Source organism: [Clostridium] ammoniilyticum, from assembly GCF_025566905.1.
Classification (GTDB): domain Bacteria; phylum Bacillota_I; class Bacilli_A; order Erysipelotrichales; family Coprobacillaceae; genus Faecalibacillus; species Faecalibacillus intestinalis.
Map to the genome: position 1 here is coordinate 19899 of NZ_JAOQJR010000002.1, position 15462 is coordinate 35360.

General features: G+C 28.0%; 15 protein-coding genes, 1 riboswitch and 1 other annotated feature. Of the genes, 3 read left to right on the top strand and 12 right to left on the bottom strand.

The window, feature by feature from the left end:
- Window positions 1-2 precede the first annotated feature (2 nt).
- Window positions 3-719: a TrmH family RNA methyltransferase gene (locus OCV55_RS02260; protein ID WP_117347338.1), complete on the bottom strand. Its 717-nt coding sequence runs from the start codon at window positions 717-719 to the stop codon at window positions 3-5.
- Entirely contained in the window at window positions 716-1384 is a 669-nt protein-coding gene (locus OCV55_RS02265; protein WP_147579683.1) for a M48 family metallopeptidase, read from the bottom strand. The genes OCV55_RS02260 and OCV55_RS02265 overlap by 4 nt, the downstream gene beginning before the upstream one ends.
- 46 nt (window positions 1385-1430) lie before the next feature.
- Here OCV55_RS02265 and sspI point away from each other — a divergent pair, with 46 nt between their 5' ends.
- Window positions 1431-1625 carry a small acid-soluble spore protein SspI gene (sspI, locus tag OCV55_RS02270; RefSeq protein WP_022001886.1) on the top strand — a complete coding sequence of 65 codons (195 nt, stop codon included), beginning with the start codon at window positions 1431-1433 and terminating at the stop codon, window positions 1623-1625.
- A gap of 4 nt (window positions 1626-1629) precedes the next feature.
- On the opposite strand, the gene OCV55_RS02275 is transcribed toward sspI, so the two are convergent.
- Both OCV55_RS02275 and OCV55_RS02280 read right to left on the bottom strand, forming a co-directional pair.
- The gene (locus OCV55_RS02275; RefSeq protein WP_147579684.1) at window positions 1630-2085 is read right to left on the bottom strand and encodes a hypothetical protein; all 456 of its coding nucleotides are present in this window, start codon (window positions 2083-2085) and stop codon (window positions 1630-1632) included.
- Window positions 2078-2911: a hypothetical protein gene (locus tag OCV55_RS02280; protein ID WP_147579685.1), complete on the bottom strand. Its 834-nt coding sequence runs from the start codon at window positions 2909-2911 to the stop codon at window positions 2078-2080. The genes OCV55_RS02275 and OCV55_RS02280 overlap by 8 nt, the downstream gene beginning before the upstream one ends.
- An 88-nt stretch (window positions 2912-2999) precedes the next feature.
- On the opposite strand from OCV55_RS02280, the gene OCV55_RS13950 reads away from it, so the two are divergent.
- Window positions 3000-3665, top strand: coding sequence for a tetratricopeptide repeat protein (locus OCV55_RS13950; protein ID WP_317233016.1), 666 nt, complete (start codon window positions 3000-3002; stop codon window positions 3663-3665).
- The gene (locus OCV55_RS02290) at window positions 3665-4303 is read left to right on the top strand and encodes a DUF1287 domain-containing protein (protein ID WP_147579686.1); all 639 of its coding nucleotides are present in this window, start codon (window positions 3665-3667) and stop codon (window positions 4301-4303) included. Before OCV55_RS13950 ends, OCV55_RS02290 begins: the two co-directional genes overlap by 1 nt.
- A gap of 20 nt (window positions 4304-4323) precedes the next feature.
- Here OCV55_RS02290 and aroF read toward each other — a convergent pair whose 3' ends face one another.
- The 8 genes from aroF to OCV55_RS02330 form a co-directional block, all read right to left on the bottom strand.
- The gene (aroF, locus tag OCV55_RS02295; RefSeq protein ID WP_147579687.1) at window positions 4324-5340 is read right to left on the bottom strand and encodes a 3-deoxy-7-phosphoheptulonate synthase; all 1017 of its coding nucleotides are present in this window, start codon (window positions 5338-5340) and stop codon (window positions 4324-4326) included.
- Between the two features lie 38 nt (window positions 5341-5378).
- Window positions 5379-5611 (bottom strand) — a binding site (T-box leader).
- A gap of 29 nt (window positions 5612-5640) precedes the next feature.
- Window positions 5641-6306, bottom strand: coding sequence for an HAD family hydrolase (locus OCV55_RS02300; protein ID WP_147579688.1), 666 nt, complete (start codon window positions 6304-6306; stop codon window positions 5641-5643).
- 173 nt (window positions 6307-6479) lie between these two features.
- Window positions 6480-7049: a histidine phosphatase family protein gene (locus OCV55_RS02305; RefSeq protein ID WP_032091703.1), complete on the bottom strand. Its 570-nt coding sequence runs from the start codon at window positions 7047-7049 to the stop codon at window positions 6480-6482.
- 10 nt (window positions 7050-7059) lie between these two features.
- Window positions 7060-7923, bottom strand: coding sequence for a hypothetical protein (locus OCV55_RS02310; protein WP_147579689.1), 864 nt, complete (start codon window positions 7921-7923; stop codon window positions 7060-7062).
- Window positions 7924-8000: 77 nt separating this feature from the next.
- Window positions 8001-9824, bottom strand: a complete 1824-nt coding sequence (locus tag OCV55_RS02315; protein WP_267309794.1) for an MSCRAMM family protein — start codon at window positions 9822-9824, stop codon at window positions 8001-8003.
- Window positions 9817-14340 (bottom strand): MSCRAMM family protein, encoded by a 4524-nt coding sequence (locus tag OCV55_RS02320; RefSeq protein WP_147579691.1) that lies wholly within the window; start codon window positions 14338-14340, stop codon window positions 9817-9819. The genes OCV55_RS02315 and OCV55_RS02320 overlap by 8 nt, the downstream gene beginning before the upstream one ends.
- A 95-nt stretch (window positions 14341-14435) precedes the next feature.
- A riboswitch (cyclic di-GMP riboswitch) is annotated at window positions 14436-14517 on the bottom strand.
- 164 nt (window positions 14518-14681) lie between these two features.
- Window positions 14682-14852 carry a 4Fe-4S binding protein gene (locus tag OCV55_RS02325; RefSeq protein ID WP_032091706.1) on the bottom strand — a complete coding sequence of 57 codons (171 nt, stop codon included), beginning with the start codon at window positions 14850-14852 and terminating at the stop codon, window positions 14682-14684.
- 71 nt (window positions 14853-14923) lie between these two features.
- Complete coding sequence (locus tag OCV55_RS02330; protein WP_032091707.1) at window positions 14924-15451, bottom strand: histidine phosphatase family protein; 528 nt, start codon at window positions 15449-15451, stop codon at window positions 14924-14926.
- Window positions 15452-15462 lie beyond the last annotated feature (11 nt).

The following is a 15462-nucleotide window of genomic DNA, read 5'->3' on the forward strand; positions in this document are numbered from 1 at the left end:
ACCTATTCTCCTTGAAAATGATACATCATAATACTTCCTGCCACAGCCACATTTAATGATTCAATGGTTGTAATTGGAATATAGGCAATTTGATCACAAATGTCGATAATCTCTTTTTCCATCCCATTCCCTTCATTTCCTAAAACATAGGCCATCTTTTCTTGTTTTTTAATTTCATGAATAGGTCTTCCATTTTCTAAAGCACTGCCTACAACACAGACACCTTTTTCTTTTAAAGCAGGAATAATTTCTTTTAAATCCCCATAAAGACAAGAAAGATGGAAGTGTGCTCCTTGCATTGATCGCAGTAATTTATCATTATAAAGATCCACACATTCATTAGATAAAATCACTTGATCTATGCCAAAAGCAAGTGCTGTACGAATAAGTGTTCCAATATTTCCAGGATCTTGTAGATAATCTAAAATCAAATATCTTTTTCCATCAACTAATTTCTTATCTTTTTGAATAAAACATCTTGCCATAATAGGTTGAGGTGTTTTAGTAAAAGCAAGTTTTTCCATAATTTCTTTAGATACTACTAAATTTTCTACACCTAAATCAACTGGTTCAGTTGAAATAATCAAATCTGTTTGTTTAGCTTTGATTGCTTCCTCTACTAAATGATTTGTTTCTACTAAATAATAATCTTTTCGATATTTCTTTTGTTTTAATTTTAATAATTCTTTAACCGTTTTATTTTGCATTGACGTAATCATATACCCACATCCTTTAATAATCTTTCTCTTTCTTTATAATCTGGCATTCTTTTTTCTATTTCATGATAGAATGCTTTTGAATGATTTGCTTCAAGAAAATGACAAAGTTCATGAACAATAACATAATCAATTAAAGCATAATCAATATGTGCTAATACTAAATTAAAGCACACTCTATTTTTTTGATAAAAACAAGCACCCCATCTTCTTTTCATTTTCTTAATTTGAATTTCAGGAAAAGCATGATGAAAGCTCGTACTTAAATAAAAATCTATTCTTTCTTTTAAATAATTCATCAATTCTTGTTTTAAAAACATTTCAATGGTTGCTTGGATATTTTTTGAATAAACATAGATTTGACGATCATGAATGGCACATTTTTTGATATTCATATCTTTTAAAATAATTTGATATTTTTGATTAAACAAATAAACATAACCATCTTCTTGATAGTTATATTTAGGAACATATCCTTTTATTTGTTCAAGTATTTCTTCTTGATGATTTCTAATCAATTTTTCTATTTCACTTTGAGGAAACAGCGGTGAACAACGAATTACCACTTCTCCTTTTTCTACTCTTAAGTAACAATTCTTAATTCTTTTATAATGAATTTTATAAACAATTTCTTGTTGATCTAAAATAATTATTTTAGTTTCTACCATGTATATTTTTCTCCTTTTTGGGTCACTCTTTTTAAGGAGTGATAAAATGGATATTCGACAAGCTATATTTCAAAGACTACATGCTTGTTCAAGTAGTGAACTTAAAGAGATTATTGAAAGTGGTATTGCTTCTAAAGAAGAAACCGTCTTACCAGGGCTTGGTGTTCTTTTTGAAACTTATTATAATTCTTTAAGCTCAAAAGATGAATTACTTGACAGTCTTAGTCATTTATTAAAATAGACTCTTAGAGTCTATTTTTATATATTTGTTTCAGTGAACGTAAAATCATAAATCCAAACATCAAATAAGCATCTATATGAAATAATGTTGGCAATTGAACAATTTGTATAATAACAAGTAAAATAGCCATGATTACATACATCATCCATGAGATTGAATAATTATGTTCATGATACATAAATTTTAATGTTTGTTGATGATTTTCATCATACCAATCATTAATGATTTTAAACAATTCAAAAAGCAAATAATTAAAAATCCATAATAAGCAAAAATACATTAATGTAAAAATATTATTAAAAAAGATGTATGGTATTGTTGCTGGAAAGGATATTTGATAATAATTTGATAAATCCAAACTAAATGTAAAAAGTGTAATTAAAAAAGTCATGATTCCATTTCTTGCAAGATATAAAACAATAAAATCTTTTTTTAATTTTAAGTATTTTTCTTTATTCATACAAACCACCATTTTCCTTTGAAAAGTTTAATTTGAAAACATAACTTTTTTGACTTTGATCTTTTGATAAAATAATAACAACACTTAATTTTTTCTTTTTTAAAGATCCTTGATTTAAATCATGATTATATGTTTGATAGATTTTTTGATTAACAATTTCTTTAGTCTTTCCATTTATTTTTTTAAATACAACATAATTCTTATCATTTTTATCATTTAATTTATTACTTTTTAAATAACGATATTCTAATGAAATATTTGGATATTTCTTCAATAAATCTTCATCTGTAGACGTTAAATACCCAAGTCTCATAAAATCATCACTGACACATGCATTTTCTACTTTAAATGTTTTTGAAGAACATGCTAATTTTTCAACTTGTTTTAATTTTAAAGTATGTTGATAAACCGTCTTTTGGTTATCATCTTTGATGATTAACTGAACATTTTTGATTTCTTTTATATTTTTTAAATCTTCCTTATTTTCTAAAGAATAACTTCCACCCTCTAAATATTTTAAAGAATAATCAATATGTTGTTTTCTATTTATTTGAATTATGACATCGATATCTTGTCCGTCTACAAGAGAATCGATTTTTCCTAAAACAAGTGTCCCATCTCCACAATGATAATTTGATTGATCTTTATAAAGCTCATAATCCTGTAAAGTAAAGCCTTGATGATTTAATGATAAAAAATAATCATAATACGTTTTTGTATTATATGTATGAAAAGAAAAATTATCATACATTGTTAGTAAAGAAACAAAAACGATTATCAGGCATAAACATGTAATAATTAAATTTGATTTATGTTTTTGATCCATATTTTCTCACCACAACTATTATACACAATAGTTTTGTTTTTACCAAATATGACATAATATGATATGATTTAAAAAAGGAGGATTTCTCATGGAAAAAGAAATATTATTAAAAGAAATAGAAAATACAAATCATTTAAATGAGCTTTACCAGTTATGGAATGAATTTAAAGCTTATCTTGAAAATCAACCAAGTTTATTGGAACTTGGTAAACTCTTTGGATTTAATTATCATCTTCAAGAAAAATTCAATCAATTAAGTCAACTTTTTATTCAAGAAAAGAAATATCAAGAAAGTATAGAATTTCATCAAGACTTTATGAATTATTTTAAAGATGATAAGTATCTTTGCCCTTTTTATAAAAACTTAGCTTTATCTTATTTTTATCAAGATAATGATCAAGGAATTTCATATTTTCAAGAATTACTTGAGCATTACCCTTATGATTATGAAATTATGGATGCTTATTTTTCGTGTCTTTATAAACAAAATAACTTACAAGAATTAAAAAATATGATTCAAAAACATTTACCTCTATCTATCGAATATAATATTGAAACAGAAAATATTATTCATCATGTCATTGAGCTTTTTAAAGCAATAAATGAAGAAGAACTTGCTTTACAATATGCTCAAATTGAAAAGCAACAAAATGATTTTGGTAAGAAAAAACCAACAAAAGTCATCAAAGTGGGGCGTAATGATCCTTGTCCTTGTGGAAGTGGTAAAAAATATAAAAAATGTTGTGGTAAATAATGAAGAAGTTCTTTCTTATTTTCATACCGATCATTTTGATTCTTACTTACATTTTTTATCAAAATAATCTTTTACCTCATCCAAAATATACAAATGATGATTTTGGTATTCAAACTTATAAAAGCATAAATGATCAAGATCATGATGGTATTGACGATCAAAGTGATATTGTACAAAACGTTAGAAAATATATTGAAACAAAACCTCAATACAAAAGTAAGTATTATCAAGGTGGTTACCCAACAGACCATTATGGAGTATGTAGTGATGTTGTCGCTTTTGGCTTATTGAATACAGGTTATGATCTACAAATTCTTGTAGATCAAGATATTAGAGAAAATCCTCAAAGTTATCAAGTTGAACATCCAGATAAAAATATTGATTTTCGACGAGTAAGAAATTTAAATGTTTATTTTAAAAGACACGCCCTATCTTTGACTCTCGATATTTATGATTTAGATAAGTGGCAAGGTGGCGATATTGTTATCTTTAAAAAACATATTGGTATTGTTTCTAATTATCGAAATAAAAAGGGAATCACTTTCGTGATTCACCATGCTTATCCTCATCAACTTTATTATGAAGAAGATATTTTAGAAAAAAGAAATGACATTATTGGTCATTATCGTATTTCTTAGTACCACCAATAGTGGTACTTTTATATTTCTTTACCAACAGCATCAGCAATTGGTTTTAATTCTTTCATCAATTGTTCAAATTTGGCTGGTTTTAATGATTGTGGTCCATCACATAATGCTTTTTCTGGATTATTATGCACTTCGATCATTAATCCATCACATCCTGCTGCGACTGCTGCTTTTGCCATTGGATTTACTAACCACCATTTTCCTCCAGCATGACTTGGATCGATAATGATTGGTAAGTGTGTCAATTCTTTGATGACTGGTACTGCTTGTAAGTCTAATGTATTTCTTGTGTATGATTCAAATGTTCTCACTCCTCTTTCACATAGGATGACATTTGGATTCCCACTTGCCATGATATATTCTGCTGACATGATCCATTCTTGGAATGTTGCACTCAACCCTCTTTTTAACAAGATTGGTTTCTTTGTTGCTTTCCCGACTTTCTTTAACAAGTCGAAGTTTTGCATGTTTCTTGCTCCAATTTGAATCAAGTCTACTTTTTCAATGAATTCATCTAAGTATTCTGCATCCATCAATTCTGATACGATTGGTAGTCCTGTTGCTTCTTTAGCTGCTACTAGAATATCTAACCCTGCTGATCCCATTCCTTGGAAAGCATATGGTGATGTTCTTGGTTTGAATGCTCCACCTCTTAATAGATTAGCTCCTGCTGCTTTGGCTGCTTTAGCGATTTCAATCACTTGTTCCTTGCTTTCTACTGAACATGGTCCAGCAATCACTGCTAGATGTCCTCCACCAATTTTAACACCACCGACATCGATAACTGAGTCTTCTGGATGGAAAGCTCTATTAGCTAATTTATATAGTTCTGATACATGCATGACCTTTTCTACAGCTGGATCAACTTCAATTGATTCTGGATCTACTTTTGTTGTATCTCCAATGAGTCCCATTATTGTTTGATTTTCTCCTTTTGAAACATGAACTTGTAGTCCTTTTTCTTCAATAGTTTTTTCAATTCTTGCCACATCTTCAGTTTTAGCTTCTTGTTTTAATACAATAATCATTTTCTTTTTCCTCCTTTATAAACAAAAAAACTCATCCTATAAAGGACGAGCTCTATTCCCGTGGTACCACCTTTTTTCACCTAAAGGTCACCCTTTAAGCCTCATCAAGTACAATCATACTCTCATCATGTAACGGTGATCACCGGAGATGCCTACTCAATTCAACATTCTACTCATAGCTGTATTCACAAATGACGCCAAATCTTTTTCCACCAACCAAAGACTCTCTATATTTTAATCATTTGTTACTAGGTCTAGTCACTGTATTTATGTTTATTCTACTTGACATCGTTTCCTGTGTCAATCATTATTTAACTTCTTAACCACCTCTAATAATTCTTCATCACTATAAACAACAAAATCAATAAAAGAAGTATCCTTTTCTTGTTTTTGATGATTATACCAAATCGTCTTTACTCCTGCTTGATAAGCTCCCATCATATCTATTTCATAACCATCTCCTACATAGTAACTATCATTTCCTTGAATTAATTCAAAGATTTCTTTTTGTGGTTTTTGATAACCTACTTTTTCTGAAATTATAATAGGAAAATCAATGATTGGAAATAATGAATTAATTTTATTCATTTGTATTTTTTCTTTTCCATTAGTAATAATACCATAAGAAATATTCTTTTCTTTTAAGTAGTTAAAAAGTTCTTTCATTGTAGAAGATAATGTTAAATGTGCTTGTTGATCTTCATAGACTTTTTGAAAATCAAGTGCTTGTTGATTTGTAATGAATTGATGAAAATCTTTAAAAGCATTCTTTAAACGATAAGTAGATAATTCATCTTTTGTTATTAATTTATTTAAATATTTTGGGTAAATTTCATTACTATAGATTCTACTTTGTTTCCATAAAGCATATATATCAAGATCTTCATGAAATACTTTTTGATAAGCTTTATAAAAAGGATCATATAAACGATAAAGTGTATCGTCTAAATCAAAATAAATAACCATAACTCCTCCTAAAAGAAAAAACAGGTCACCCTGTTTCTTCTTGGTTGGTTCTCTTTTTATATTATGACAAGTGGAAAGTAAGTTTATATGAAGTAGCCAACCTCTACTATTTTTCTCACATTTATTTTACCTCTTTTGATTTAAAAAGTCTACTTTTTATCAATGTTTTTTTATTATGGTCGAATAATTTCAACAAACTTAAAAGTATCATTTTCAAATGTAAAATGTAATATACAACAATTAGTAAGGCCTCCACTTTTTAATACTTCTCCAGGATCAATAACAGTGGATAAAAAACACATACAAGCACCAGCATGTGAAAGAGCAAGAACTGTTTGATGATCTTCTTTATCCATCACATCTGTAAGTGTTTCTTTTAATCTTTTTTGTACATCTTCTCTTCTTTCTCCACCATAATGTGGAAATAAATCATCATAACCAAAATCATCAAACTTAGGGTTTAAATCTTCACTTTCTCCTTCAAATAAACCAAAATTTCTTTCTTTTAATCCCTTCAATCTTTTATAATAATGGTCTCCAATAATAAGTTCAATCGTATCGCAACATCTTTCTGATGTACTACTATAATAATGGTCAAAAGAAATATCCTTTAAGTATTCTTTAGCTTTTAAAGCTTGTTGTTTTCCTAATTCAGTTAATGGTGAATCACACCATCCTTGAATTCTTCTTCTAACATTAAATAATGTTTGTCCATGTCTCATTAAATATAAATCTTTTTTCATAAAAATTCTCCTATCCAAAAATTTCTTGAATGACTTCTAATAAATCTTTTTGTTCTTCATTCATGGGTATACAAGTATTAATTTCTTGATAATATTTTTTCAACAAATCATTATTTCCTATTTGTTGTAAAGTTGTCATTATTTTGTAATAAAGCATAAAGCGATATTGTGGATAATTCTTACAAAGCTCTTTTATTTCTTCATCTAAATTTTCTTGAGTATATTTTGTAAGGGTGCTTAAAACATCCATTTGAATTTCTACATATCTTAAAGAAAGTGCATATTCATTTTGAAGTTCTTTTAAAAGTTGATAGATTTTTTTTAGAAAAGAACCTTGATGTTCAACATAATCAATTTCTTGGAAAACACGTGTAAAAAATTGTTCCAAATCAATACCATAAGGACTAAACGTATTTTGTAAGTCTTGATTTTTTTCATGTTTCATTTTGATTAAACGCTTCATGATACTTTGTGTTTGTTCAAGCAAATCATAATAATCATGATCTTTTTGAATCAAATCAATAATATCACTAGCTATATAGTTTTTATCTGGAACTTGATGAATATCTTCATGATGTTCAATGACTTTAACAATATAATAAACAAGTGCATCATCGTCAAACATTTCATTTTTTTCACCTAATCGATCTAATTGTTGATCATATTTTTCATCAAAATATGCAATTGTTTCATCAGTATCTTTACAATCATTATAGTAATTTAAAACTTCTTCATAATTTATATCAATATCATTATGATGAAGTTCTTTTTCTATCATATGATATGTCAAATTTTGAAAAAGCTTTTGTTTTTCATTTAAGTAAGTTTGATTATCTTTGTATTCTTTTTTTAATGTATGTATTGTTGTCTTCATAAAAAACCTCCTGCACTATTTTAACACATTTAAAATAAAAAAAATACGATAAATCATTACCGTATTTTTTCTAAAAATTAAAACTCATTTTTTCTTCTATAAAATCTAAGTCCAAATAAAATTCCACCCAATGAAGATATCAATAACATAAGATTTTCTAAAATTTGTGTATCATCACCCGTTTTAGCTTTTTTAGATTCTTGCTTTGGAGTTTGATCAGATTTATTTTCTTTAGTTTCTATTTTGTTTTCTTCATAATTATTTGTATATTCAATAGTTGTTGTTTCATCTTTTTCTACATTGAGATTTGCTGCTACATCACCTTTTTCTTTTCCATCTATGATAGATACTATATGAGTAAGCTTGTATCCTTGAACATCATCAGTAAGCTCTTTGACTGTATATTTACCAGCAACTTTTGTTAACTCTAACATCCACTTTCCACTATTTTCATCATACTCAAAATCATTTAATGAATAGACCTTTTTATCTTGTGTATCTTTGTCTATGACTTCAAATTTTACAGATTTTTCTGCTTGTTCTTTTGAAATATTACCTTTTATAATTTTAGCAATCACAAGTTTACCTGGTTTAGCTTTATCTTTCATAATAATCTTATTGTTTTGATAGTCAACAACTTTACCATCTTCCCCAACAACAAATGTTATTGGCTTAGCTATTTCATAACCTTTTGGTACGTTTACTTCAATTAATGTATAAGTTCCAGGTACTAATTTTAAATTATAAGAATTTTTACCATCCGTTATCCAGTGAGCAATTTCTTCATTTGCTTGATTAATAACTTTAAGCTCTGCACCTGCTATTTTTTCATCATTTTCTTTGTCTACTTTATCAACTTTTACATCATAAGTTGTTAATTCATAAGTATTTTCAAAAGCTACTGTTGCTGCAGTTCCTTTTTCTACATCAATATCTACACTTTTACCTTCATTTACTTCATTTCCTATCATGTAGATTGTTTTTACAAGGGTATAACCATGTATATCATCAACAAGTTCTTTGACAGTATAACCTCCTGTATTTTCTTCTAATTCTAGAATCCAACGATTTCCATCATAAATAAAATCATTTAATGAATATATATGAGATTTTTGTGTATCATTTTGTGTTACTTCAAACTTTATTGAATCACCAATTTGTTCCTTTGATAAATTTCCTTGAATTGTTTTAGTAATAACCAATTTACCTATAGGTTGATCTTTCATGATAACTTCATTGACCACTTTATCATTGATTTTTACTTTTCCATCTTTTGTAACCACAAATTCGATAGGATTCGCAATTTTATAACCATCAGGTGCAGTTATTTCAGTTAAAATATAATTTCCATATCCAAGATTAACCTTTTGTCCATCCTTTGATGAATCAATACTAATAATTTCACCTGTATCCTTATTTTGGATTTGTAAACTAGCGCCCTCAATATCTTCATTATTTAAGATATCTTGTTTACGAATAGAGACTTCATATAATTTTGGAGTATAACTATTTTTAAAAGCTACATTTCCTTCACCTTGATCTTCAATTTGTATACTTTCTGTTTTTTGATCTTCTACTTCTTGTCCGTTTATTATATAAGTGGTTTTAACTGTATAACCTTCTATTGATGAATTTGTTTCTTCAACTGTATATTCTCCAGCTAAAACATCCAATTCTTTCGTCCAAATTTTGTTTACTTCATCATAAGAAAAATCATCTAAAGTATATTTATCTACGTTGTTTGTTTTTTGATTTGTTACTTTAAAAGTAATCTTTTGTGCATCTTTTTTGGGAATATCCCCTTCTATTGTTTTAGTAAGAATTAATTTAGCTTGTGTTTTTTCATCTTTCATAGTGATTTTATTTTCACTCATGCCTTCAATCTTACCATTTTCATTCACTGAAATCAATAGGATCCGCCACTCTATAACCATAAGGAGCTTCTTCTTCAATAAGAGTATATTTCCCAGGAGATAATTTTAATTTATGCGTTTTTTCATCATCTTGACCAGAAATCCATCTTTCTACTAGATTACCTTCTTCATCAATTACTTTTAACTTCGCACCATCTACTTCTTTTGTACCAGAAATATCTGTCTTATCTATTTCAACATCAAACACATTTAAATCATAATTATTTTCAAATTCAATAAATGTCGTTTTATCTTTTTTAACAGTAACCTTTTCTGCTATTTTATCTGTTACCTTTTCTTTTATTTCACCATTTTCATTTATTTGATATTGAGTTAAAGATAATTTATGCCCTTTTATAGACGTTACTAATTCTTCAACTTTATATCCTCCTGCAACTTGTATTAATTCCTTTGTCCATTTTTTATTACTTTCATCATAATTAAAGTCTTTTAATGAATACGTATTTACTTCTTTCGTTGAATTATTTGTTACTTTAAAACTTATAACTTTTTCAGCTTGTTCTTTATTGATTGAACCAGTAACACTTTTACTAATTACTATTTTTCCAGGTTTTGCCTCATCTTTCATGATGACTTTATTTGTTTTACTATAAGTACCATCCTTACCTTTTATAGATATTTCTCCATTTTTAGAAACTTTAAGATAAATATCATCTGCTTTTTTATAACCGTCAGGTACTACTTCTTCAATAAGTATATACTCACCAAACGGTAATGAAACAGTATGTGTCTTATCTTTTTCACTGACCCATGAAGCTACTTCTTCTTTTGTTTTTTGATTTACTATTTTAAGTGTTGCTCCAGCAATTTCCTTTTCATTTGTTAGATCTTGTTTGCTTATAGCTACTTCATATGATTTTGGAGTGTAACTATTTTTAAAGGCTACAGTTACTTCACCTTGATTTTCAATTTGTATACTTTCAGTTTTTTTACCTTCTATTTCTTGTGTATCAATTTTATAAGTTGTTTTTACTGTATAACCTTCCACTGACGAATTTGTTTCTTCAACTGTATATTCTTCAGCTAAAACATCTAACTCTTTTGTCCAAGTTTTACTTGCTTCATCATACGAAAACTCATCTAAAGTATATTTATCTGTCTTCTTTGTTTCTTGATTCATTACTTTAAATGTAATCTTTTTGGCATTTTCTTTAGAAATATTCCCTTCTACTGTTTTAGTTAGAATAAGTTTACCTTTTTCGATATGTTTGTCTTCCATGATTATTGTATTTTGATCATTGCCAACTATATTACCATCATTATCCACAACAAACGTAATATCATCAGCTACCATATATCCCTCTGGTGCTTTGGTTTCTTTTAAAACGTATGTTCCTGGTTCTAGTTTAACTTTTCCTGGATTATTATTTTCGCCAGTTATCCAACTTTTTACAGTTTCATTTGTATCTTTATTAATAATACTTAGGTGTGCGTTCTTCAATTCAGATTTCGTCTGTGCATCTATTTTACTAATTTCAATAGTATTTTCTTTTGTTGTTCCTTTTTCGTTAGAAATTGTATAAAAATGCATTGCTTGTGTTTTATCAATAAGTGTTACAGGATAAGTATTATCTCCTTCTTTAATAGCTTCAGGATAATTTTCTTCACTATTTCCTTTAAATATAAAATAATGTGGTGTAGCATCTAATTTATAATTATCAGGTGCTTCTGTTTCAACAATTCTATAAAGAACATTTCTACTCAACCCAGAAAAAGTAAGATAACCCGTTGGTAATGTTTCGCCCTCTGCTTTTAATTTTGTAGCAGTTGTTTCAAAATTATTATTATATGTTACTTCACTACAGCTAAATTTTGCTTTTTCTAAAGCATCTGTTTGGTCATCTTTATCACATTTATAAAGTTTTATACTGACGCCATTCCCTGTGGAAGCTCCTGAACTTTCAAGTACTTTTCCTTTCAAAGAAACATACGTCTCTAATTCAGATTGATTTGGTATTCCTTTTAAAGAACACTTATTGTAGGCATTTGTTTCATTTAATGCGCTACTATCTTCACCTACTGGTAAATTAATAGTTGCTTCATATTCAAGAACAACTTTCTTTTCATCAGGAATTATTATTTTTAATACATGTTTTGTTTCATCATAGCTTACTTGATTAGCCGTAGCTTTATTACCATTAATTGTTAAACTATTCATATAATAATCAAGAGCACTTCCCATTTCATCAACAAGTTCGATATCTTTACCCTCATTTAATTTAATTGCACCTTCATTCACCGTAATTTTATATCTAACATTTGGTGCTGTATCTTGATTATAAGTATATTCTTTCTTTAAAATATCGTTTTTTGATAACCCAAACCATCTTGTAGCTGTTGCTGTTGAAATATTGCCATCAATAGATAAAGACGCCTTATTGTCATAGGCTTTATCTCCTAGTGCTTTTGAAACATCTATAATGCTTGCTTTATATGTTAGATTTAAAGAATTTGTTTTCAAATAATCTAATGCTGCATTTGTAAATATAAACTTAACTTTTCCGTTTTCTTTTTCTACTTGAATATTCTTAAGAATCTCTTCATTTGTTATTTGACTATCCCATTTTTCAATTATATCTAATGAGTTATCTACATACTGTGTATTTTCAGGAAGTGTATCTTCAATAAAAACATTTTTTGCATCGGTTGGTACTTTTTTTACAATTAATTTCCAAGCCATTTCATCTTTATTACAAGAGCTACCCCAATAACCTTCTTTTTCAAGAAAAGTTTCAATTTTATAATCATAATTAGCATTACTTTCCCCTAATTTCTTTGTTTCATTAAAACATTCACCTTTATTTGCATAAGATGTTGTTGTTGATGGAATATTATCTAGAGATGTAATAACTTGTATAATAATAGTTCCTTCATTTACTTTTCCAAAGTCAAAAGTTAATTCTCTATCCTTTTGACTAAATATTGGTGTACCATTATATCCACTTTTAACTTGATATGATTTATAATTCATTCCTTCTGGCGTTGTATCTTTAACAATTAAATGATTTATACCATTTTCAGGAACATTAATTTTTATTTGCCATGCAACCTTTTGTGAATTTCCTGTTGTTAGACAAGTTTTTTCAATAAATTGATAATTTTCTTTTCCTACTTTAAATGAATCTGTATAATCCGTGTTTTGTGTATTACCAAAAGGATTAATAGTGAACGTATTACTCTTTGTAATAGCTGGCGCATTACTAGGATCTTCACCAAATTTAGTTTGGTAAGTCATCTTGTACTCCTTATCACATCCAGCAGGTACTTGGAAATTTCTAGTTGTTAAACTTTCCCATGTTAATCCTTCAATAGAAGGACTACATTTAAAACTTCCATCAATATATTCACCAATATTATCACCTAACGAGTCTTTAATAGTAGAACCACCAATATCAAAATTACCCCCAGGATTTAACGTAACTTCCCAATTGATAACTTTATTACTATCATCACCAGTAACACTATGCTTTTTTTCTGCCCAATTTTTCTTAGTATATTCTAATTTCTTATAAGAATTTTTTTCATTTGTTTGTGTATCACTCTTTACAGTTATATTATTTCCAACTTTAGAATTCCAATCATCCGGATTATATGCAAAAACATCTTTTTTTACTTTTACTTTATATTTAGCATATAAAACTTCTTTATCATTCATACTTCCAATTGTATATTGAAATTTATTAGTTTCTTTTAAATTATTTGTAACTGTACCAGTATAAGAAATTGTACAGGCTTCATCTGTGTAAAATTGAACATCTCCATCTAATGTCATATTTTCATCCATTTGATCAGTCACAACAACGTTTGTTTGTGGACCAGTTGCTGAAACCTTTAATTTAAATTCTGCAGAAAGATTATCCCCATCACTTATAACCTTTCCTCCTGTTTTTTCAATATCTACCTTATCGTTAGATTTATCACGATCCATATCAATGATAAATTGACCAACACCTGGTAAGTCTAGTTTTCCTTTTCCACCTTCATGATCATTTGTAAACGAATCATTAAGCGTTCCATTGATAATAAGTGAACCATATCTATTTGACTTACTAAAAAATAATTCACTTTGATCTCCTGCATTATATTTAACTGTAATTGTATTACCTTTCACCTCAAAATGTCCTACAGTTTCTGTACCATCTTTTAAATCTTTAACACCTTCCTCCATAATAATACCATCGGGTAATTGATAAACCATCGTATTATTATCTTTTGTTGGAAACTGATTATCAATAAATCCCCATACTAGTTTGATAGAAATTGTTGAACCATACGGTATTTTGTTTTCTATATTCGGCTGTAAAATATGGTCTCCAATTTTAATATAACTTCTATCAACTACATCACTTGGTAGATTTTTATCAATAAATTGAGATAAATCTACCGATTCTTCAGCAAATGCACTAAATACATTTGTTGAAACTGCTGTTACTATCATGGCTACCACCAATAATAGTGAAAACAACTTCTTCTTTCTATTCATTATTCTTCCTCCCAATTTTACAAAACTATAAAAAAATATTGACGATAAATGATAATTATAAAGAAAAAGCCGCAAGAAAAGACTAAGTACACATCATCTGCAACTCAGCCAACTTCCTTACGGTTCAGTTCTGTAGCTTTGCGTCACTATTTTTCAATAGTTTTGCCTTTAAAATATATAATTTTTATAAACTAATATTATCACATAATTTCAACAAAAAATATTCTTTACGACCAAAATATGCTTTTTTTCGACCGAAAAATTTTCAACATAATAAAAGGGACTTTTTTGATATAACTATATATCATAAAAAGTCCTTTATAACTATTAAATTTATCTTATTATTCAGCTGAAATAGCTTCTACTGGACAAGTTCCAACACATGCTTGACATCCAATGCATGTATCTTTGTCACATTCCATTTTTCCTTCGTCATCAAATGCTAAAGCTTCTACAGGACAAACACCAGCACATGCTCCACATCCGATACAAGTATCTTTATCTACGTTCATATTTAACTCTCCTTTTCCTTTTTTCCTATAATTAGTATAACACTTTCCACTTTTCAGTCAATACAAAGTCACTATTTTTCATAGCTTTGAATACAACAATTTTCGGGTAACCATGTCATTAATTCTTCATTTGTCATATCATGAAAATAACTATGAATGACACGCACGATACCTCCATGACAAACAACTAAAATGTTTTTATCAGGATATTTATTTTCAAGTTCTTCTAAAAAACTATACACACGATGGACTACTTGGAATAAAGATTCTCCGCCTGGATAATGGAGTCCATGATTTTGTTTATAATATTGAAATTCTTCATTATTAACAATTCCTTCAAATTTGCCAAAATTGATTTCTTGAATTCTAGAATCTATTTTAATTTCTAATTGATGATTTTCATTTATGATTTTTGCAGTTTCATGTGCTCTTTGAAGTGGTGAAGCAAAAATCATATCTAATGAAATATCTTTTAATTGTTCACTGGCCATTTTAGCTTGTTGCTTTCCTAAAGATGTTAATTCAACATCCGAAATGCCACAAACTTTATTATCAATGTTATAACCTGTTTGACCATGTCTTACTATATATAATTTCATTTTTTTATGTC

Coding starts and splice junctions, on each gene's coding strand:
- OCV55_RS02260 (WP_117347338.1), bottom strand. CDS start 719: ATGATTACGTCAATGCAAAATAAAACGGTTAAAGAATTATTAAAATTA.
- OCV55_RS02265 (WP_147579683.1), bottom strand. CDS start 1,384: ATGGTAGAAACTAAAATAATTATTTTAGATCAACAAGAAATTGTTTAT.
- sspI (WP_022001886.1), top strand. CDS start 1,431: ATGGATATTCGACAAGCTATATTTCAAAGACTACATGCTTGTTCAAGT.
- OCV55_RS02275 (WP_147579684.1), bottom strand. CDS start 2,085: ATGAATAAAGAAAAATACTTAAAATTAAAAAAAGATTTTATTGTTTTA.
- OCV55_RS02280 (WP_147579685.1), bottom strand. CDS start 2,911: ATGGATCAAAAACATAAATCAAATTTAATTATTACATGTTTATGCCTG.
- OCV55_RS13950 (WP_317233016.1), top strand. CDS start 3,000: ATGGAAAAAGAAATATTATTAAAAGAAATAGAAAATACAAATCATTTA.
- OCV55_RS02290 (WP_147579686.1), top strand. CDS start 3,665: ATGAAGAAGTTCTTTCTTATTTTCATACCGATCATTTTGATTCTTACT.
- aroF (WP_147579687.1), bottom strand. CDS start 5,340: ATGATTATTGTATTAAAACAAGAAGCTAAAACTGAAGATGTGGCAAGA.
- OCV55_RS02300 (WP_147579688.1), bottom strand. CDS start 6,306: ATGGTTATTTATTTTGATTTAGACGATACACTTTATCGTTTATATGAT.
- OCV55_RS02305 (WP_032091703.1), bottom strand. CDS start 7,049: ATGAAAAAAGATTTATATTTAATGAGACATGGACAAACATTATTTAAT.
- OCV55_RS02310 (WP_147579689.1), bottom strand. CDS start 7,923: ATGAAGACAACAATACATACATTAAAAAAAGAATACAAAGATAATCAA.
- OCV55_RS02320 (WP_147579691.1), bottom strand. CDS start 14,340: ATGAATAGAAAGAAGAAGTTGTTTTCACTATTATTGGTGGTAGCCATG.
- OCV55_RS02325 (WP_032091706.1), bottom strand. CDS start 14,852: ATGAACGTAGATAAAGATACTTGTATCGGATGTGGAGCATGTGCTGGT.
- OCV55_RS02330 (WP_032091707.1), bottom strand. CDS start 15,451: ATGAAATTATATATAGTAAGACATGGTCAAACAGGTTATAACATTGAT.